At 52.5% G+C, this 19,459-nt stretch carries 16 protein-coding genes and 1 tRNA gene; 10 read left to right on the top strand and 7 right to left on the bottom strand.

The features are described from left to right. Positions 1-88: 88 nt before the first annotated feature. Together NXS99_RS06870 and purB are read right to left on the bottom strand one after the other, a co-directional pair. Positions 89-982 (bottom strand): phosphoribosylaminoimidazolesuccinocarboxamide synthase, encoded by an 894-nt coding sequence (locus NXS99_RS06870; protein ID WP_259287925.1) that lies wholly within the window; start codon positions 980-982, stop codon positions 89-91. A gap of 268 nt (positions 983-1,250) precedes the next feature. Then, positions 1,251-2,681 (bottom strand): adenylosuccinate lyase, encoded by a 1,431-nt coding sequence (purB, locus tag NXS99_RS06875; RefSeq protein WP_259287926.1) that lies wholly within the window; start codon positions 2,679-2,681, stop codon positions 1,251-1,253. A gap of 382 nt (positions 2,682-3,063) precedes the next feature. On the opposite strand from purB, the gene NXS99_RS06880 reads away from it, so the two are divergent. After that, the gene (locus NXS99_RS06880) at positions 3,064-3,750 is read left to right on the top strand and encodes a hypothetical protein (RefSeq protein ID WP_259287927.1); all 687 of its coding nucleotides are present in this window, start codon (positions 3,064-3,066) and stop codon (positions 3,748-3,750) included. A 98-nt stretch (positions 3,751-3,848) separates the two neighbouring features. On the opposite strand, the gene purD is transcribed toward NXS99_RS06880, so the two are convergent. Beyond that, positions 3,849-5,117, bottom strand: coding sequence for a phosphoribosylamine--glycine ligase (gene purD / locus NXS99_RS06885; protein WP_259287928.1), 1,269 nt, complete (start codon positions 5,115-5,117; stop codon positions 3,849-3,851). Between the two features lie 50 nt (positions 5,118-5,167). Between purD and NXS99_RS06890 the strand changes: the two genes are divergently transcribed. After that, positions 5,168-5,572 carry an HIT family protein gene (locus NXS99_RS06890; RefSeq protein ID WP_259287929.1) on the top strand — a complete coding sequence of 135 codons (405 nt, stop codon included), beginning with the start codon at positions 5,168-5,170 and terminating at the stop codon, positions 5,570-5,572. Between the two features lie 406 nt (positions 5,573-5,978). Here NXS99_RS06890 and NXS99_RS06895 read toward each other — a convergent pair whose 3' ends face one another. Beyond that, entirely contained in the window at positions 5,979-7,397 is a 1,419-nt protein-coding gene (locus NXS99_RS06895; RefSeq protein ID WP_259287930.1) for a HAMP domain-containing histidine kinase, read from the bottom strand. A gap of 120 nt (positions 7,398-7,517) precedes the next feature. Next, positions 7,518-8,222 (bottom strand): response regulator transcription factor, encoded by a 705-nt coding sequence (locus tag NXS99_RS06900; protein ID WP_259287931.1) that lies wholly within the window; start codon positions 8,220-8,222, stop codon positions 7,518-7,520. Positions 8,223-8,510: 288 nt separating this feature from the next. Here NXS99_RS06900 and NXS99_RS06905 point away from each other — a divergent pair, with 288 nt between their 5' ends. From NXS99_RS06905 to NXS99_RS06915, 3 genes are all read left to right on the top strand, one after another. After that, positions 8,511-9,983, top strand: coding sequence for an MFS transporter (locus tag NXS99_RS06905; RefSeq protein WP_259287932.1), 1,473 nt, complete (start codon positions 8,511-8,513; stop codon positions 9,981-9,983). 111 nt (positions 9,984-10,094) lie between these two features. Further along, on the top strand, positions 10,095-11,435 hold the full coding sequence (locus NXS99_RS06910) for an MFS transporter (RefSeq protein ID WP_396124832.1): 1,341 nt from the start codon (positions 10,095-10,097) through the stop codon (positions 11,433-11,435). 7 nt (positions 11,436-11,442) lie between these two features. Then, the gene (locus NXS99_RS06915) at positions 11,443-12,870 is read left to right on the top strand and encodes a threonine/serine exporter ThrE (protein ID WP_259287933.1); all 1,428 of its coding nucleotides are present in this window, start codon (positions 11,443-11,445) and stop codon (positions 12,868-12,870) included. A gap of 104 nt (positions 12,871-12,974) precedes the next feature. On the opposite strand, the gene NXS99_RS06920 is transcribed toward NXS99_RS06915, so the two are convergent. After that, positions 12,975-13,047 (bottom strand) — tRNA-Thr (locus tag NXS99_RS06920). Positions 13,048-13,228: 181 nt separating this feature from the next. Here NXS99_RS06920 and NXS99_RS06925 point away from each other — a divergent pair. From NXS99_RS06925 to otsB, 5 genes are all read left to right on the top strand, one after another. Continuing rightward, a complete protein-coding gene (locus NXS99_RS06925; RefSeq protein WP_259287934.1) occupies positions 13,229-14,695 on the top strand; it encodes a threonine/serine exporter ThrE in 1,467 nt (488 codons plus the stop codon). Positions 14,696-14,759: 64 nt separating this feature from the next. Beyond that, positions 14,760-15,107, top strand: a complete 348-nt coding sequence (locus NXS99_RS06930; protein WP_259287935.1) for a hypothetical protein — start codon at positions 14,760-14,762, stop codon at positions 15,105-15,107. Positions 15,108-15,168: 61 nt separating this feature from the next. Beyond that, positions 15,169-16,623: a trehalose-6-phosphate synthase gene (locus tag NXS99_RS06935; RefSeq protein WP_259287936.1), complete on the top strand. Its 1,455-nt coding sequence runs from the start codon at positions 15,169-15,171 to the stop codon at positions 16,621-16,623. Continuing rightward, positions 16,620-17,192, top strand: a complete 573-nt coding sequence (locus tag NXS99_RS06940; RefSeq protein WP_259287937.1) for a hypothetical protein — start codon at positions 16,620-16,622, stop codon at positions 17,190-17,192. The genes NXS99_RS06935 and NXS99_RS06940 overlap by 4 nt, the downstream gene beginning before the upstream one ends. After that, entirely contained in the window at positions 17,189-17,932 is a 744-nt protein-coding gene (otsB, locus tag NXS99_RS06945; protein ID WP_259287938.1) for a trehalose-phosphatase, read from the top strand. The genes NXS99_RS06940 and otsB overlap by 4 nt, the downstream gene beginning before the upstream one ends. Here otsB and NXS99_RS06950 read toward each other — a convergent pair. Continuing rightward, complete coding sequence (locus NXS99_RS06950; RefSeq protein ID WP_259287939.1) at positions 17,919-19,016, bottom strand: substrate-binding domain-containing protein; 1,098 nt, start codon at positions 19,014-19,016, stop codon at positions 17,919-17,921. The genes otsB and NXS99_RS06950 overlap by 14 nt on opposite strands. Between the last annotated feature and the right edge of the window lie 443 nt (positions 19,017-19,459).

Genomic DNA, 19,459 nt, shown 5'->3' on the forward strand with positions numbered 1-19,459 from the left:
CGTAGTGTAATCATCTACGCTACATCCTCTTATACGTGTATTATGTGCCTGCTTACTCACCTTTAGTTATAAACACGCAGGGTAAGTGTTAGACGCAGTCGCCAATCCACTCATGGAATTTTTCACCAGTAATGCGCTCAAATGCTTCAACATAGCGCTCGCGGGTGACTTCCACCACGGAACCTGGCAGTGCAGGTGGTGCCATTGGGGAATCCAACTCCCAACCAGATTTTGGACTCGTGAGCCAGTTGCGCACATATTGCTTATCGAAGCTTGGCTGAACTTGGCCTTCCTTATAGCCATCAGCTGGCCAATAGCGGGAAGAATCAGGGGTGAGTACTTCATCAGCCAAAACCAGTTGGCCATCTTCGTCCAAGCCAAACTCAAACTTGGTATCGGCCAGAATAATGCCGCGTTCTAATGCCATTTCTGCAGCTTGGGTATAGATCTGAATGCTTGCGTCGCGCAGTTCTTCAGCACGCTGCTGACCAAGTTTGGTGACCACACGGCTAAAGGCAACGTTTTCGTCATGATCGCCAATTTCAGCCTTGGTTGCTGGAGTAAAAATTGGGGTTGGCAGCTTGGAGGATTCCACCAAACCTTCTGGTAGCTCGATTGAGCAGACCGTGCCAGACTCTTGATATTCTTTTAAGCCCGAGCCAGTTAAGTATCCGCGTACAACGCACTCGAATGGAAGCATCTTGAGTTTTTTCACAACAATTGCTCGGCCAAGTACTTCTTGTGGAATACGAGGATCATCAATTGGGCCTGCCAGATGGTTCGGGAAATTGATGTGCTCGAAGAAGTACATGCTCATTGCAGTAAGAATGCGACCTTTGTCTGGAATTTCGGTTTCCAAAATGTGGTCGTAAGCTGAGATACGGTCAGAAACCACCATCAAAAGATTATGGTCGTCGATCTCATAGATTTCGCGCACTTTTCCTGCGGAAATGTGCTTGTACTGGGAAAGTTCAGGACGCATAGACAAAAAGTCTAGTCCTATAGAGCTCAATTAGAAAAGTCCCTCTAAAAACCATTTTCAATAATGCTGCAGTGTTTCTGCGCTATCTTCTTTATCGCGCACATTGGTATCGAACAGGTAGTTGTGGTTCAAGCATTGGTGCGTCATTGCTCAAGGTTGTACGGATTTTTGCGAGAACACGAAGCACCCTAACGTCGAAAAGCAAAACAACGCTCCTGCGTGCATCATGGGTGATGAGCAGGAGCGTTGTGCGGTAGGTACGTGATGGTTACAGGATTTCACCAGGGGTGTACTGTGCAACCTCTGGGAAGCGCGAGACCAGCAGATCGACGCGCGCAATCACGCGGGCGGTTTGAGATTCCGCTGCACCAATAAACGCATGGCGATCGGCAAGCGCTGCTTGGAGATCAGCTTCGCTCATTGGCAGGCGTTCATCGCGCGCCAAACGCTGAATCAGATCCTGCTCGCCACCATTTTCACGCATATTCAGCGCTACGGCCACAGCATTTTCCTTAATAACTTCATGCGCAGTTTCGCGGCCAACCCCGGCGCGCACCGCAGCCATCAAAATACGCGTGGTTGCCAAGAATGGCAGGTAGCGTTCGAGTTCACGTTCGATCATGGCTGGGAATGCACCAAATTCGTCGAGAACGGTCAGGAAGGTTTCAAACATGCCGTCGAGTGTGAAGAAGGCATCTGGCAACGCTACGCGGCGAATAACCGAGCAGAATACATCGCCTTCGTTCCATTGCTGACCAGCTAAATCAGCAACCATGGTCAGATAGCCGCGCAGAATGACTTGCATGCCACCAACGCGTTCACACGAGCGTGCGTTCATCTTATGTGGCATTGCGGACGAGCCTACCTGGCCTTCTTTAAAGCCTTCGGTGACAATTTCATTACCGGCCATCAGGCGAATGGTGTGCGCCAAGGAAGAAGGTGCCGCACCTAAATGGACCAGTGCGGAAACTGCATCAAAGTCCAGTGAGCGTGGATAGACTTGGCCAACGGAATCGAATACGCGAGCAAAGCCAAGGTGATCGGCAATCTGGGTTTCCAGGCCTGCGAGCTTCACTTCATCGCCGCCCATGAGATCGAGCATGTCTTGAGCCGTACCCATTGGGCCTTTAATACCCCGCAGTGGGTAGCGGCTGAGCAGGTTTTCAGTGTGCTCAATTGCAATGAGCATTTCTTCTGCCGCAGAGGCAAAACGCTTGCCCAAGGTGGTTGCTTGTGCTGCAACGTTGTGGGAGCGACCAGCCATGACCAGGCTGGAGTATTCTGCTGCGCGCTTGGCAATGCGTGCGACTACAGCAACGGCTTTGCCATGTACCAGCTCGAGTGAGCGGTAAATTTGGAGCTGTTCGACGTTTTCGGTCAGATCACGCGAGGTCATACCCTTGTGGATATGTTCGTACCCGGCAAGATCGTTGAATTCTTCAATACGAGCTTTGACATCGTGGCGGGTAATTTTTTCCCGCGCTGCGATGGATTCAAGATCGACTTGGTCAATCACATTTTCGTAGGCGCTAATTGCTTCGGCAGGAATCTCAACTCCGAGATCCTTCTGAGCTTTCATTACTGCGATCCAGAGCTGGCGCTCCATGATGATCTTTGCTTCAGGGCTCCACAGATTCGACATTTCTGCTGAGGCATAGCGATTGGACAGGACATTTGAGATCTTCTTCTTTTCAGCCACGATGGATAATTATTCCATGATTGCGCGGTTTTGTCTGCTTATTGGCTAAAAGTGGTCGCGGTGTGCGTCGATAAGCATGCTTGACGACGCTGACCAGCAGGCTTGCGTATCAATGTTTGACAGGATTCATATGGGCGAAAAAGTGTTGAAAGAATCACGTTGCAGACCGGTATCTGAAGATAGTTTTCTTCTTATGAAACTGCTAAGGTAACTAGGCAGCCAACGACACTGTTGACCTAAATATTCATGGTTTTTGGTGTTCTACCAGCTATAAGTACGCGGTAGGTAGCGCATCGTATGGATATTGTTGTTGATATTTGTTGCCAGTGTCATGAGAAATTGTGTGCGGCATAAGCGCGCACCGTTGAAGGGAGTTTACAATATGCGAAAAATTATTGGAGCAATCGTTGCGGCGTCATTGACCTTCTCGCTGCTGCCTGCATATGCGCAGCAAAACGACACGGTTTCTGGTCCTGCAACCCAGGTTGATTCACGCCAGTCGGTAATTCAGGCACGCAATGCGTATCCAACCAGCATTGAAATCAAGGCACCTGCTGGTACCAACGTCTTGATTAACAATCAAATAACGTTCCAAAGTATCGCTATCATTGCGTCTGCAACCGGTGAATGGCAAAAAGTCACGTATGCAGAGCAACCAGTTGGTACCAAACTCTATGCCCTTGATCCAAAAGGCACCAGCACAACGGCCACGATTGATGTTGTCGCTGCACCACCGAAGCCAACGACTACCACGCCAACGGCTACAAAGACCACAACGCCAACTCCAACCAAGACCACCACGCCAACTCCAACCAAGACCACCAGCTCAAAGGCTACGAGCACCCCTACTACCAAGGCAACAGCAACCAGTGAGCCTAAGCCAAAGCAGACCAGCGCTGCTACCACCACTCCACAAGCACCAAAGCCAACCACTGGCGTAACCCCAGATAAAACTGCTGGTCACTCCACTGCTTCGTTTATTGGTTCCATCATTGCTGTGATCGTGGCTGCTGTAGGCATCTTGGCTGCGGTTTTCCAAAAGCAACTGCTGAGCTTGGTCCGTCGCTAAGCAGTACGCAGACGCTCAATAATATAGGCATTCTATAAAAATCAGCCGGTTTCCTGTGCACATGGTAGGTGCGGAAACCGGCTGAATGTTTTTATACGTTAGATATGAATCTTGCCTTCTACGGCAGGAAGTGCGATATCACTGCGGTAGTGACCACCTTCGAGCTCAATTCCAGCTAGAACTTCATAGGCTTGCTCGCGGGCAGCTGCAAGCGTTGCACCTGTTCCCACAACATTCAAAACACGACCACCAGCGGAAATCAACTGGCCTTCTGCGTCAACGGCAGTACCTGCGTGACGCACAGCCTCGTGGTCGGCACCAGTAATAACGTCACCTTTACGTGGGGTATCAGGGTAGTTATAGGCTGCTAGCACAACTGTCAGCGCATAGCCATCTTCCCATTCCAACGCAGGATGCTCGGCAAGAGTTCCGGTTGCCACAGCATGCAGCAAGGTTGCCAACGGAGTTTGCAGCAGTGCCAACACAGCTTGGGTTTCAGGATCACCAAAGCGGCAGTTGAACTCCACTACCGATGGGCCGTCTTGTCCCCACGCTAAACCAGCATAAAGCAGACCAGAATAGGCACAACCGCGTGCCACCATTTCGCGGGCAACTGGCACGCATACTTCATCAACGATGCGCTGCACGCCGTTTTCTGGCAACCATGGCAATGGGCAATACGCGCCCATGCCGCCAGTATTTGGGCCTTCATCATTATCACGGACACGCTTGTGATCCTGCGCTGGCAATAATGGGACTACTGTTTCACCATCGACTAGGCAGAACAGCGAAACTTCTGGACCATCTAAGAATGATTCCAACAACACTGGGTTGCCAGCGGCAAGCACGGCATCAACGTGATCGCGAGCAGCCTGGCGATCAGGGGTGACAACCACGCCTTTACCAGCGGCAAGACCATCATCTTTGACTACGAATTGTGGGCCGAAATTATCCAACGCGGCTTCAATTTCTGCGTCATCAGCACCTGGCAGCAACTGCTGTGCACGAGCGGTTTTCACACCAGCTTTTTCCATGACATCTTTTGCAAATGCCTTTGAACCTTCGATTTGCGCTGCTGCTTGATTAGGACCAAACACGGCAAAGCCATGGTCACGCAAGACATCTGCCACACCTGCAACCAGTGGAATTTCTGGTCCGATCACCACAAGTTCAGCTGCGACTTCTTTGGCGATCTGCAGCATCAATTCAGGATTTGCAACATCTGTTGCCTCCAGATGAACAGTCGCTACATTCTGCATACCCACATTGCCTGGAGCAACATGAATCTCAGAAACAGCTGGGTCTTTTGCTAGGCCAAGTACAAGGGCGTGCTCACGGGCGCCCGATCCGATAACAAGAATGCGCATGATTATGCATTCTAGTCGCAAAGCGGCCAAAATGAACTACTCTTATATGTATGACAAGCGTATTCACGAAAATTATCAATAACGAACTCCCTGGTCGCATCGTCTACCGCGATGAATCCGTCGTGGCATTTTTGACAATTGAACCGTTAACTTACGGCCACACCTTGGTTGTCCCTATTAAGGAAGTTGATAAGTGGACAGACCTTTCCGCCGATGAGTGGGCAGCGCTCACCGCGGTTGCACACAAAATTGGCAATGCGATTACCAAAGCATTTGATGCGCCTCGCGCAGGCATGATCATTGCAGGTTTCGACGTGCCACACACCCATATTCACGTCTTCCCAACCACAAATATTGGCCAATTCGTGTTCTCAAATGCCATGGCAATGGATGCAACCGACCCAGCGCTTATGGACGAAGCCGCAGCTAAAATCATCGCAGCACTGCAGGACTAATCTCTAGGTGGTTGGCTGCCTGCGTGAGTGCTACGCGAGTGCTGCTAGCTGCTTATGTGAGTTCCCCGGCCCAAGGTTCTCGTGCGCTGGCAGTTGAATCTTTTCCATACTCTTTCAGCATTGCTTGACGACGCACCCAGGCTCACGGCACGTGAGGTTTTCTGGGTGTGTCAGGCAGCTGTGAACGATGCTGGTGGCGTGAGGCTGTAGCGACATTCGTACTGGGTGCGTGGCTGCTAGCCGCACGTGTGTGGCAGAAAGGTGGCTGAGCCGGCACACGCAACCGGTGATGTGTGGCTGTATGTCGCGCACGCCCGCACCAAGCGTGTCTCCTACCCTCAAGCTATATGCCGCATACGCCTGCACCAAGCGTGTCGCCTACCTTCACGCCAGATGGCGGAAACGCTTAGACGATCTCATCTGGTGTGTATTGTTCTTCCACTACCTGCGCATATTGCTCTTCAGTTGGCAAGCGCACTTCAAAGGTCGTACCTTCACCTGGTGTACTGGTCACCTGGATGGTGCCATGATGGGCTTCCACGATTGTTTTCACAATGGCCAGGCCTAAGCCAGATCCACCAGTTGCTCTGGTTCGCGATGAATCCGCCCGATAGAACCGCTCAAAGATATGTTCCAGATCTTCCGGCGCAATTCCGACACCGGTATCTTCAACCGCCAGAATGATATGCGCTGGTGTGCGTCGTAAAGCAAGGGTGATAGCGGCATCTTCCCCACCATGTTTAACCGCATTGACCAGTAAGTTTGTAATCACTTGACGGAGTTTCGGCGCATCCCCAGTGACCACCGGCAGCTGCTCGGCCTCATTGCGAACATGTACTCGTCGATCCGGATAGGCTGCCTGCACTGAGCTAACCACCGATAAGGAAAGCTCCAGCATATCAACTTCCTGCTGCTCTAAACCGGCGTCTTCTGCGCGGGTGAGGCTAAGGAGGTCTTCAACCAAAAGACTCATGCGGCTGGCTTCTTGCTCAATTTTTGTCAGCACCATTTTTGCATCCTCGGTGGCACCCGAGCGATACAATTCTGCATAGCCTTTCACACTGGTCAGCGGCGTGCGCAGCTCATGGGAAGCGTCACCGACAAATCTTCGCATCTCCTCCTCTTTTAATTGCAACTCCACAATCAAGGTTTGCAATTGTTCCATCATCACATTGATCGCGCGCGATAAGGCTCCAACCTCTGTGTTTTCCGGCAGCACAGGAACGCGTCGATCAAGATCACCCCAGGCAATAGCTTTGGCGGTTTCTTCTACTGTGCGCAGCGGCTGCAAGGTGCGCTGAATGCTGACATGGGCAAACAGCCCAACCATAATCAGCACAATTGTGCCAATCGAGATTTGCCCAGCAGCAAGGCGAGTTAAGAATTCTTTGTCGGTATCTAACTTTTTGGCCACCACCACGAAATAGTCGCGGTGTGTAGAGACCAACACGCGCCATTCCGAACGCCCAGTTCGTTGGAGTGTATCGTTTTCAGCCACGAGGGAATCCACATTATGGGGTACACCATCAAAGCGCATTTGGCGCACATTTGGGATTTCATCACCTTCTTGGGTAACCGCAACCCAGCGCCCATCGGGATACAGACGTGCCACGAAGAATTCCGATGGCAAAGCGAAATTAGCGAACTTGGAATTTTCATATAAGGCGTCTTGGCTCGCCCAGGTTGTCATGCCCTGATGCAGCTCATTATCAGCACGCCACAGCGCTTCTGCTTCCATCGAGCGTTGAATCGCGAACCCCGATGATAATAATCCAATCGCGGTGACCAAAATAGTAATTACAACCAGCCCGAATCGCAGCGGCATCGCTTTGCGAAAATTCCGGGGCGTGCGCGTAACCTGCCGGCTTAAAGGCTTGCTGAGAATTTGGCTGGCTAAATCGGGAGCATGTTTGAACGAAAACGGATTTTGCACAATTGATTCCCGCTATGATCGTGGTTTGCGCAGTACATAGCCCACACCACGCACAGTATGAATCAAGGCAACCTCGCCAGTATCGACTTTGCGACGCAAATAGGAAATATAGGATTCCACCACGTTGCCATCACCACCGAAATCATAATGCCACACGTTGTCGAGGATTTTCGCCTTGGAAAGTACAACCTCAGCGTTAATCATTAAGTAGCGCAAAAGGTTGAATTCGGTTGGCGACAACTCGATGACTTCTCCCGCCCGAGTGACCTCATGGGTGTCGTCGTTAAGCTCTAAATCTTCGTATCGCAACACTGCCGATTGGTTTTGCTGTGGTTTGGTGTGCTGCTCACGACGTAAAATCACGCGCAGCCTGGTAATGACCTCTTCGAGGCTAAAAGGCTTGGTGACATAATCATCTGCGCCAATTGTTAAACCATGAATGCGGTGCTCAACGGCGTCTTTGGCGGTGAGGAATAATACTGGCCCATGCAACCCGGCGCTACGCAGTTTCGGTAATAAACTAAAGCCGTCCATGCCTGGCATCATCACGTCAAGGATGAAAGCATCGGGTTGAAATTCTTTTGCGACTTCAAGTGCTTGCGTGCCAGATTGGGCTGTTGCGACCTCGAAGCCTTGAAATTTTAGGCTCACTGATAATAATTCAACAATATTGGCCTCATCATCAACAACGAGAACCTTTGTGCTTGTCTCACTCATGTGAACCTATCTTTCTTCGCTCGAGCTCGATTCCAACCTGGCAGCTCCAACCTGGCAGCAGGCTTCGTATGGTCAGCACCGATTGTCATTCACTGCACATACAACGCATCTGTTTGGGTGAAGGCACATACACCATATGGTTATTGAGCCTACTCCACAAACCTTTATGCCAATATGAATATACGCTGCCAATTTCCTGTCAGATAGCAGCATATTTGCTACTAGCGGCGTGCGAAAAATTCTGTAGTGTTATTTTCAAACTTTCAAAAAGCACTACAGTAAGAAGCTATGAACACTGATCAACCAGATTCCTTGCACGAATATCGCTGGATGTTTCTCATCGTGATTTCCATGGGATTACTGATGATCGGCATCGACAATTCCATCCTGTTTACTGCCTTACCCACAATTGAGCTGGCATTACACACCACCGAATTTGAAGGCTTGTGGGTGATTAATGCCTATCCGCTGATTCTCGCCAGCTTATTACTGGGTACAGGAACTTTAGGCGATAAAATTGGTCACCGCCGCATGTTTGAAATCGGGTTGCTCTTATTTGGTGCGGCATCATTTGCTGCAGCTTTTTCTTGGAACCCAGAAGTTTTGATTCTTTCTCGTGGTCTTCTTGGCGCTGGCGCTGCAACCATGATGCCAGCAACGCTTGCACTTTTGCGCTTAACCTTCCGCGACGTGCGCGAACGCAATACGGCTATTGGTATTTGGGGATCAGTTGCTGCCCTTGGCGCTGCGGCAGGACCACTGGTTGGTGGATTTTTTCTCGAGCACTTCTGGTGGGGATCAGTATTCTTACTCAACGTTCCAATTGTGCTCATCGCTTTGCTTGGTACCTGGCTGATTGCCCCTGCGAACCATCCAGATCCAACCAGGCATTGGGATTTTGCTTCTTCCTGGTGGGCAATGTGGGCAATGGCTGGCTTTGTGCTGATTATTAAAACCGCAACACACCCACCAATCCACTGGCTCTTACTGGTGATTTCCGCAATTGTGGCGGTTGTTGCAAGCTGGTTATTCGCAATTCGCCAGCGTCGATTAGCGCAACCAGTATTAACTATGGATGTATTTTCGAACAAGGTCTTTAATGCAGGCGTTGTCGGTGCAGCACTGGCCATGTTTATTTTGTCTGGCAATGATCTTATGACCGCGCAACGATTCCAACTTTCTGCTGGATTTACCCCCTTAGAAGCGGGCGGATTAACCGCACTTGCCGCAATTAGCGCATTTCCATCCTCGATTTTCGGCGGGGCGTATTTAGACCGCATTGGTTTTAGGCCATTAATCTCTGGCGGGTTTATTGTAATGGCACTTGGCGGCGCCTTGGCCTCAGTGTTCGTGCAAACTTCCCTCATAGGATTTGGAATTGGTTTTATATTCTTAGGCATCGGCGCAGGTCTGACAATGTCTGTGACCTCAACGGCGATTATCGGCTCAGCCCCTGCGTCACGCTCTGGCATGGCAAGTGCAGTCGAAGAAGTCGCCTACGAATGGGGCACCTTATTATCTGTTGCCATTATGGGATCGCTATTTTCCCTGTTCTACTCATTGCAAGTACCGCAAGAAATTGCGGGAAGCTTCACCACCGGCTTAAGCCATCCAACGCTGGTGAATGCAGCTAAAACTGCTATGGATTATTCCTATCAATGGATTTTGTGGATTATCATTGGTATCGCACTTCTCGGCGCTGGGATTACTGCAGTACTATTACAAGGCAATCCCAAAGAAACTGAATTTGCACACGAATAACAGGACTTTGGCAAGAAATATTGCGGTAAATGCAGTGGTTTAGGGCGATCTGCCACAACACCACAAGTAGTTGCCTACACAAAACTAATTCGACCGTTTAGAGTAGACCTTATGACTTCCAGTACGCCCCCGCTAGCACCGGATCTGTCCGCGACCATTCGAACTGACAAACTCACCGTCATCTCGTGGGCACTCTGGGATATGGGCTCGGCCGCGTTTAACGCAGTGCTCATCACCTTCGTATTTTCTGTCTACCTCACAGATTCCGTTGGTACCAGTATTAATTCCCAATTCTCAGCCTCCTCCTGGTACGGCTGGGCAATTGCTGCAGCAGGTTTTTTCATCGCCCTGTTAGCACCGGTATTAGGCCAGCGTAGCGACGCCAAAGGCACACGCCGACGCAGTGTCACAGTGTGGTCCTTTGCCACCTTTGCATTAATGATGCTGCTGTTTTTCATCCGCAACGATGACCCCATCTACTTCTGGCTTGGCATCACCATTTTGGCGGTAGCTTCAGTGACCTACGAGCTTGCCGAAGTTAGTTACTTCGCCATGCTGAATCAAATCTCCACCGAAAAAAACGTTGGCCGCATTTCCGGTTTCGGCTGGTCACTTGGCTATTTCGGTGGCATCATTTTGCTCACCTTGTGTTACTTCGGCTTTATTGCTGGCGACGGCGGCATGCTCCACATCTCCACTGAAAACGGCTTCAACGTGCGACTTGTCGCAGTATTTGCCGCCCTGTGGTTCATTATCTGCGCATTACCTGTAATGTTCCGCGTGCCAGAAGTTCCACCAAACCCAACGATTCAAACCGGCGGCATTATTAGCAGCTACCGCGAACTTGGCCGCACAATTGTCACCCTCTGGCGCACCGACCATTCCGCAGTATTTTTCCTGATTTCTTCGGCAATTTTCCGCGATGGACTCGCCGGTGTCTTTACTTTCGGCGCCATCTTAGCGGTATCGGTCTACGGATTAAGCCCAAGTGACGTGCTGATTTTCGGCATCGCCGCAAACCTCATCTCCGGCATTGGCGCGTTAACTCTCGGCTTCCTTGATGACCTCATCGGCCCTAAGCCAGTGATTATGCTTTCGCTGATCTTTATGGTGGTCGACTCAATTGTTTTGTACTTCGTCGACGGCCCAACCATGTTCTGGATCTTCGGCCTGCTGCTCACCCTATTCGTCGGACCCGCACAATCTTCCTCACGAACCTACTTATCCCGCATGGCACCTCCTGGCCACGAAGGCCAAATGTTCGGCCTCTACGCCACCACCGGACGCGCGGTAAGCTGGCTTGCACCAATCGCGTTCTCCGCCTTCGTCGTCCAATTCAACTCCGACCGCGCAGGCATTTTCGGCGTTGGACTGATCCTGGCCGTTGGCGCATTGGTCCTGGCCTTTGTCCGCGCCCCAAAGAAATTCCACGCACCAGAAACTCTTAGCTAAGTCATCTATGGATCTAGGAGCAGCTTTTCGACGCTTAGTGGGTTCCCGCGGCGCAGTAGCAACCATTGACGTGGCAGCTACTCCACCGCTGACCCCACTTGCGCCAGTTGATACCTCAGATCCTTCTGATGTCACCAACGTTTTGACGGTAGCCGCCAGGATCGGCGAAATCCTGGTGGTCTGCGGTGGTACGAACTCGGATGCAGCGGAACAAGTCAGTGCCATCGCCCAATCATTCGGCTTATGGAATACCCATGTGGACATGACCCATAACCGCATCCGGCTGCACACCAATACTGCTGCCGATCGACTCAGCCCAATTACCGTCGTGCGCGTCATTCACGGCGGCGTCTTTGATTTCTACACCTTGCGGCAAGTGGATAAGCTGATTCGCGATATTCACACAGGTGCAGCCAGTTTACGCGAAGCACAGCGCCGCCTTGATGCCATCACCAGTGCACCTCCTTGGTTAAGCACTGGCCAAGTAGCAATTGCCTGGGCGGTTATGGGTGCAGCAGTCGCACTGCTGATCGGCGGTGACTTTTGGGTTGCCGGTATCAGCATGATCGCAGGTATTAGCATTGTGGGCATCTACGCCTATTTCGGACGCATTGGACTGCCCATCTTTTTCCAAAACGTCCTTGGCGGCATCCTCGCAGCTATGCTCGCCGCGGGTGCCTATCATCTTGGAAACGAATTTGATCTGATCCTGCGTCCCTCAATGGTTATTGCCTCGAGCATTATTGCCATGCTGGCAGGTCTTACCCTGGTGCAAGCAATCCAAAACGGTGTGACATTTGCACCAGTGACCGGAAACGCCCGCTTTTTCGACACCATCATTATTACCGGCGGCATCGTCGCTGGTGTTGGCATTGGCATTGAGCTTTCCGCCTACGTGCACCTACCACTTCCCCCAATGGAAACCGTGGCAGTACCCAATTTTTCCTCCACCTTTGTTCGCGTTTTAGGTGGAGCCTGCGCCTCAGCAGCATTCGCCAGAGCCTCCTATGCCGACTGGCCCTCAGTATTTGTATCAGGCCTCAGCAGTCTTTTAAGTTCTGCACTGTTCTATTACGCGCTGATTCCTCTAGGCATGAGCGATATCACGGCAGTTGCCACCACCGCAGTTTTTATTGGCTTAGCAGGTGGTTTGTTAGCGCGCCACTATCAAATTCCACCAGTGATCGTTTCAGTTGCAGGTGTCACACCGCTGCTTCCTGGACTGGCGATCTACCGCGGCATGTACGGACTCCTCCACGAACAAGTTCTCGTGGGTTTTGGTGGTCTTACCTTGGCACTTGCCACTGCCACCGCGCTTTCGGCAGGCGTGGTATTTGGCGAATGGATCGCGCGGCGCTTGCGTGCTCCATGGAGTATGCAGCAAATGCGGCGGTGGACTGCAATTGGCCGGTTCAAACGCGGCCGCTTCTATTAAGGAAAATTTTTTGAAGACTCGGTTGGCAGTCGGGTGGGTAATTTTCCTTAATAGGCGTCGAAACGCGAAAAAGACCAGATATAAAATCTGGTCTTTTTCTTTTGAGCTGGAGATGGGACTTGAACCCACAACCACCTGTTTACAAGACAGGTGCGCTACCGATTGCGCCACTCCAGCACAGTGCAGCGATTAGAAGCACTGCGGGAAATAATACTAAAAATTGCCCAGCTTTCCAACACGCCACAACAAAAGATATAAAAATGCAGGTCAGCATAGCCAAGTAAAAATGGAAACGCGATTCGGTATAGTGGCTGTAAACAGATAACACGATGATTTTTTTTCAATCAAAGGCGGCAGTATGGGCATCATGCACTGGTGGAAAGGTTTTTCCGCCGGAACGGGTAATACCGCCACGATTGACGTGGTCAAAGCCGCACCACCGCCTTCGCCACTGGCCCCTGTGGATCTGACCGATCCGACCGAAGTGGCAGCGGTTATGGATGTGGCCGCGCGCATTGGCGACGTTCTGTTATCTTCTGGCACGTCCAATCGCGATACCGTGGCGCAAGTGCATGCCGTGACCTCCGCTTATGGACTCCACTATGCGCACGTCGATATCACCTTAAACACCATCACCGTCTTTACCAATATCGGTGTAGAAAAAATGGTCCCGGTGAGCGTGTTCCGCGTTGTTGGCCACATGACCACCGACTTTTCCAAACTCAGTGCCGTGGATAAGCTCATTCGCTCCATCCAGGCCGGCGCCACCCCCGTTGAGCGTGCCGACGCCATGTTGCGTTCCCTCTACCTCACACCACCAACCTATAGTCACCTGACCACTCTTGCAGGTTGGGGCGGGCTGGGAGCAGCTGTGTCGGTAATGCTCGGTGGCGGGATGCTGGCAGCCGTTGCCAGTTTCTGCATCGCGGTAACCATCATGGCTACCTGCTGGCTGCTGCAAAGAAACAAACTTGCACCGTTTTTCCAAAACGCTATTGGTGGTTTTATCGCCACCGTGCCAGCGGCTTTCACCTACTCAATGGCACAATTATGGGGCATTACGATTATCCCTTCGCATATTATTGCCTCTGGACTCGTTGTGCTCTTGGCCGGTCTCACCTTGGTGCAATCCCTCCAAGACGGAATCACCGGCGCGCCCGTGACCGCAAGTGCCCGCTTTTTCGAAACCTTGCTGCTCACCGGCGCAATTATTGCTGGCGTAGGTGCGGGCATTCGCGCCAGTGTTGTCCTTGGCATCACCTTGCCACCGCTGGATACCTTCGTGGATCTGAGCTTCGGCTCAGCCGCCGTGAAGATTGCAGCTGGCGTGGCCGCGTCGATAAGCTATGCCGTTGCATGCCAAGCCCGCAACTCCGCCGTGTTCGCAACCGCGCTCACCGCAGCGCTCGGTGCCAGCGTCTACTATCTGATCATTCCGCTGACAGGCTTTACGACGATTTTTGCCACGTCCATCACCGCCACATTGCTTGGACTTATCGGTGGATTGATTGCCCGCAGATACCTGATTCCACCGCTGATCACCGCTATTGCCGGTATCACTCCACTGCTGCCAGGACTTGCCATCTATCGGGGCATGTATGCAGCACTGCACGAACAGATTCTGGTGGGATTTTCCAATATGGCATTAGCGCTCTCACTTGCGGCGGCCTTGGCTAGTGGCGTGGTGCTGGGTGAATGGATAGCGCGGAAACTACGGCGGCCACCAAGTTTGCATTTGTACCGCTATTTCCGCTCCCAAAAGCCAGCGCATGCACCCAACCCACCACCGACTTCACACTTTCTGCCCCCAAGGTTAGAAAACTAGCGCTGCATAGCGTAAAATACTTAATTTGCACCGTTTATTCTTCTTAACGACGAAGGAGGCACCCTTGCCACCAAAGGTTACCGACACCCGCGCCCCAGCAGATCTGCTGCATGCTGTTGAAGCAGAAACCGCAGCGGCCGCGCGCCGAGTTGTCGCATCCTATGCCGAAGATTTCTTCGATGGGGTCACCATGATGTGCATGCTTGGTGTCGAGCCAGAAGGATTGTCTTACCGCAAGATCGCCGCCGAGCACGAAGCTGCGAATGCACCAAAGAAGACCGCTAAACGGGCAAAGAAGGCAGCGAAGAAGGCTACCAAGAAAGCCACGAAGAAAACCACCAAAAAGGCTGCGAAGAAAGCAACCAAGAAAATCGCAAAAAAGGCTGTAAAGAAAACCACAAAGAAGGCCTAAGTCTTCAAGCCAGACACCGCCACAACCAAGGTGTCTGGCTTCTGGCGTATTATAGAACCTTATGGAACCAACGCCACACACAGGCCCAACCTATGGCACCAATAGTTTCGTTGTCGTTGCCAACCGGTTGCCCGTAGACCTCTCCTTTGCACCTGATGGCACCGCAATTTGGAGCCCAAGCCCAGGTGGACTCGTCACCGCACTGTCCCCAGTGCTCGAGCAGCATCAAGGCTGTTGGGTCGGATGGACAGGCACTACCAATCAAGCGCCCGAACCATTTCGCACTGAACAAGGCGTATTGCTCCATCCAGTCAACCTTGACGAACACGATTTCGAGCATTTCTACGAGGGCTTTTCCAACGCCACATTATGGCCGCTGTACCACGACCTCATTGTGCATCCGCACTACGACCAAACGTGGTGGGAATCATACCGCGAGGTGAACGAAAAATTCGCGCGGGAAGTTGCCGCAATCTCAGCCGAACACGCCACGGTTTGGGTGCAAGACTACCAACTCCAACTGGTTCCAGGCATCTTAAAACAAATTCGTCCCGACCTGACGATCGGATTCTTCCTGCATATCCCGTTCCCAGGCCCAGACCTTTTCCGCCAATTGCCTTGGCGAGAAGAAATCATTCGTGGTGTGCTCGGATCCGACCTCATTGGCTTCCACCTCGAATCCAATGCCACGAACTTCCTCCAGGCCGTTGACCAGCTCACGGCACACACGATCAGTGGCGAAGTCAGCACCCGGCGTATCACCGCCCACGTGCACACCACCGATGGGCGCACCATTGGCGTTGGTGCCTACCCAATTTCAATCGACCCGACACCATTTACCCAGCAGGTCACCGACATTGCTGCCACCAGAGCAGAATTGGGGAATCCACAGACGGTGATCTTGGGCGTCGATAGGCTCGATTACACCAAAGGCATCCTGCAGCGACTGCGTGCCATTGAGGAACTCCACGAAATTGGTGCACTCAACAACGACACGGTGTTTGTGCAGATCGCGACCCCATCACGCGAACGCGTCGACCACTACCAGAAAACTCGCGACGAGGTGGAACAAGCCGTGGGGCGGATCAACGGGCGATTCGGCAGCATTGGGCACCCGGTGATTAGTTACCACCACACCTCATTAAGGCGAGATTCCTTAATAGAGCTCTACCGCGCCGCCGACATCATGCTCGTCACCCCATTCAAAGACGGCATGAACCTCGTGGCCAAGGAATACGTCGCCTGCCACGCCGATGGCAACGGCGCGCTCGTATTAAGCGAATTTGCGGGGGCGGCGATGGAGCTGGAGGAAGCGTATTTGTGTAACCCATTCGACATTTCCTCTATTAAGAAACAAATCCTTCACGCCCTGCGCGCGCTACAACAAGATCCAGACACCGCTCGCGCCCGTATGCAGGCATTACACACTCAGGTCATGAATCACGACGTTAATGTGTGGGCGCAATCGTTCCTTGACGCGCTCGCGGATTCCCATAGAAAGGCTACTTCGCTATGAATCGCAAACTTTTCGTCGTTAGTGTGGTGTGTGCTGCGCTTTCATTGGGGGCGTGTGGGAGTGACGGCGCTGGTGCGGGTGACGCGGACGGCGCTGTGGTGAGTGGTGCTGCGGTGGGGGCTGGCGCGAGCGGCAGCGTGGGTGCGGGCGGCGCTGATGCGGACTTCACCAATATCGCATGGCAAGTCACCAATGTGTACACCACCCCAGAGAATCCATCCGCAGTCCCTGATGAAATCGCAGGATCGGTTTTCTTAACTCTCGGCGATCACACGCTGACCGGTTACACCGGCTGCTCACCGTTACAAGGCGTTGTCGCATACGCCAACGATGCACAAGAATCGGCCTCCCCTGAGCTGCCCACCGCCTTAACCGTCACAACCTTAGAACTCGACGAAACAGCGGTGGCAGGCTGCACGGGCAAAGCCGAGTATATTCATCAAGCCATTACCAACCTACTTACCAGCGGCAGCCTCATTATCGAGCACAATCCGCCGCATGAACTAGTGCTCCGGGAACAAAACCCAAGCGGCATCGACGTGCAATCATTGAAACTGGTGCGACCATGAACGCAATACTCGACCAGGTGGCGATAACCCACAAGCTGCTGCTCGTCTCGGACTTTGATGGGACACTGGCGGAGTTTTCAACAGATCCGGACAACGTGCCGATTTGTGCTTCCTCTATTAAGGAACTTCAAGCGTTGGTGAATTTCCCCAATACGGAGGTTGCGATTCTATCCGGCCGCAGCCTCGCGTCGCTACGCCGCGTATCAGGCCTTAATAAGCCTTTTATTTTGGCCGGTTCCCATGGCGCCGAGTCCACGCTTGCCACGTATGAGTTGAGCCCCGCACAGACGCGAGCACTAGAGCTTGCCACTGCCGAGTTCGAGCATATCACTGCAGCGGTACCTGGTGCGTGGGTGGAGCATAAGCCGTTTCATCGAGTGCTGCATACGATCGCTATTGAGGATCCAGATCTTGCAGCCGCGACGTATCGACGGGCGCAGGAGGTTGCCATTCCGGGAGTCTCTATTAAGGCGGGCAAGTCGATTGTTGAGGCGGGAGTCCTTAATAGTACGAAGGGCACCTGGATCACCCAGGCCCAGCACGCCCTTAATCCGACTGCCACAATCTTCATCGGCGACGACACCACTGACGAGGAGGGTTTTGCGGTCTTAGGGCCGGCGGATCTTTCTATTAAGGTGGGCGCTGGTGATACCGTGGCGCGTGTGCGGGTTGATGATGTGCGTGCGGTATCGGAAGTGCTGGCGCAGATCGTCGAAAAGCGCAGGGCTATGCAGGCTTAGCGACGGTCTGGCCGTGGTGGAATTCAGTGGCGATCGGGGTGCGCACGGGAACGTCTTGCCCCTGGATCATTGCGGTGAGCACGCGGCCGGCGGCCATACCTTTGTCCTTGTTCATCTGGATGACGGTGGTCAGGTTGCGGGTGAGCGCGCGGTCGATGCCGTCGAAACCGGTGACGGAAAGGTCCTCCGGCACCACAATGCCGTGCGTGCACGCGTATTCGAGCACACCAAAGGCCATGGTGTCGGTGGTGCACAGCACCGCGGTGAGCTCGGGATAGATAGTAAGCAGCTGTTCAGCGGCACTGTAGTTATTCGCGCGGTCGTTAATATGGCGTTCGATGATTGGCACCGATTGCGGATCAATGCCCGCCGCGCGGAACACATCCAACGCCCCTAATACGCGCGCTTTTTGCACATGATGCGCCGCGTGCTGCAGACGCCTAGCCGTGACCTGACCATTATGGGCCTCGGGCGATAAGCGGATGCATAAAATGCCGATCTTGCGATGCCCGGCGTCGACAAGCGACTGGGCGGCAGGGGCGATCGCGGCATAATCGTCGATGCCGATGAAGGGGAAGCGCGGGTCGTCGTTGGGCTGGTCGCAGATGATCGTCGGCAAGTTACGCTTTGCCACTGCCTCCAAATACGGGTCGCGCTTGGCCACCGAATACACCACGAAGCCATCTACGACCGCTTGATTCACGAGTTTCAGGGCGTCGAGATCGTCATACGTATTAGGGCCGACCGGTATTAAGGTAAGCGTGTTCTGACTACCACTGCACGCCTTGGCCATACCCGCCAGCAGATCCACCGACGCCTGGTCCTCGAACGCGTAGGTCAATTCCTCGGTCAGCAAGATGCCCAAACTGCCGACTCGCTTCGTGCGCAGGCTGCGGGCCATTGGGTCGGGGCCGGCGTAGCCAAGCGACTCCGCCCTATTAAGGATTTTCGCGCGCAACTCTGGCGACAATTCCTCCGGACGGTTATACGCATTCGAAACAGTCGTGCGCGAAACCCCTAGCTCGGCGGCCAAATAGGCCAGGGAGATACGTTGCTTTTTGCGTCCGCGGGATAATGAAGCCATACCACTACCGTATATTAAGGAACTTCAAAACCGCGGCTACTCGCATAACTTGATGAATAATTTACGTTTCGACACGTGCACGCTCAGCTTTGCGACGCCAGCCGTTTCTATTAAGCCGATCTTCAAAAAAATAGTCTGAAAACGCAAAAGATCCCGTGGCCATTTCCTCCCCCTCATTATGGAAATGACCACGGGATATGTACCAGAGGAAACCCCCTCTACCTCTGACACATCTCGAGTTAATTTCGTCCCCTCATAAAATCAACTCGATTGTCAGTAACCGCTGGTAATTTTTATCAAATTACCTTGTTTTTATTGATATCTAATGTTAACTGCGGTTACGGCTTTAATTATGACAATCAACAATCAAGCCCACAAGGGCAACTTCAAAAAAATACTGCCGAGCGGAGGTAAAATCGATTTCATATATTCAACATCAGGAA

The sequence above is a fragment of the Corynebacterium sp. HS2168-gen11 genome, assembly GCF_024834075.1.
Lineage (GTDB): Bacteria > Actinomycetota > Actinomycetes > Mycobacteriales > Mycobacteriaceae > Corynebacterium.

Excerpts from the sequence above, each read along its gene's own strand:
- NXS99_RS06915 (WP_259287933.1), top strand. The coding sequence starts at position 11,443 with ATGGATCTAGGAGCAGCTTTTCGACGCTTAGTGGGTTCCCGCGGCGCA.
- NXS99_RS06950 (WP_259287939.1), bottom strand. The coding sequence starts at position 19,016 with ATGGCTTCATTATCCCGCGGACGCAAAAAGCAACGTATCTCCCTGGCC.
- NXS99_RS06880 (WP_259287927.1), top strand. The coding sequence starts at position 3,064 with ATGCGAAAAATTATTGGAGCAATCGTTGCGGCGTCATTGACCTTCTCG.
- NXS99_RS06900 (WP_259287931.1), bottom strand. The coding sequence starts at position 8,222 with ATGAGTGAGACAAGCACAAAGGTTCTCGTTGTTGATGATGAGGCCAAT.
- NXS99_RS06870 (WP_259287925.1), bottom strand. The coding sequence starts at position 982 with ATGCGTCCTGAACTTTCCCAGTACAAGCACATTTCCGCAGGAAAAGTG.
- NXS99_RS06905 (WP_259287932.1), top strand. The coding sequence starts at position 8,511 with ATGAACACTGATCAACCAGATTCCTTGCACGAATATCGCTGGATGTTT.
- NXS99_RS06910 (WP_396124832.1), top strand. The coding sequence starts at position 10,095 with ATGACTTCCAGTACGCCCCCGCTAGCACCGGATCTGTCCGCGACCATT.
- NXS99_RS06925 (WP_259287934.1), top strand. The coding sequence starts at position 13,229 with ATGGGCATCATGCACTGGTGGAAAGGTTTTTCCGCCGGAACGGGTAAT.
- NXS99_RS06935 (WP_259287936.1), top strand. The coding sequence starts at position 15,169 with ATGGAACCAACGCCACACACAGGCCCAACCTATGGCACCAATAGTTTC.
- purD (WP_259287928.1), bottom strand. The coding sequence starts at position 5,117 with ATGCGCATTCTTGTTATCGGATCGGGCGCCCGTGAGCACGCCCTTGTA.
- NXS99_RS06890 (WP_259287929.1), top strand. The coding sequence starts at position 5,168 with ATGACAAGCGTATTCACGAAAATTATCAATAACGAACTCCCTGGTCGC.
- NXS99_RS06895 (WP_259287930.1), bottom strand. The coding sequence starts at position 7,397 with ATGCCGCTGCGATTCGGGCTGGTTGTAATTACTATTTTGGTCACCGCG.
- NXS99_RS06940 (WP_259287937.1), top strand. The coding sequence starts at position 16,620 with ATGAATCGCAAACTTTTCGTCGTTAGTGTGGTGTGTGCTGCGCTTTCA.
- otsB (WP_259287938.1), top strand. The coding sequence starts at position 17,189 with ATGAACGCAATACTCGACCAGGTGGCGATAACCCACAAGCTGCTGCTC.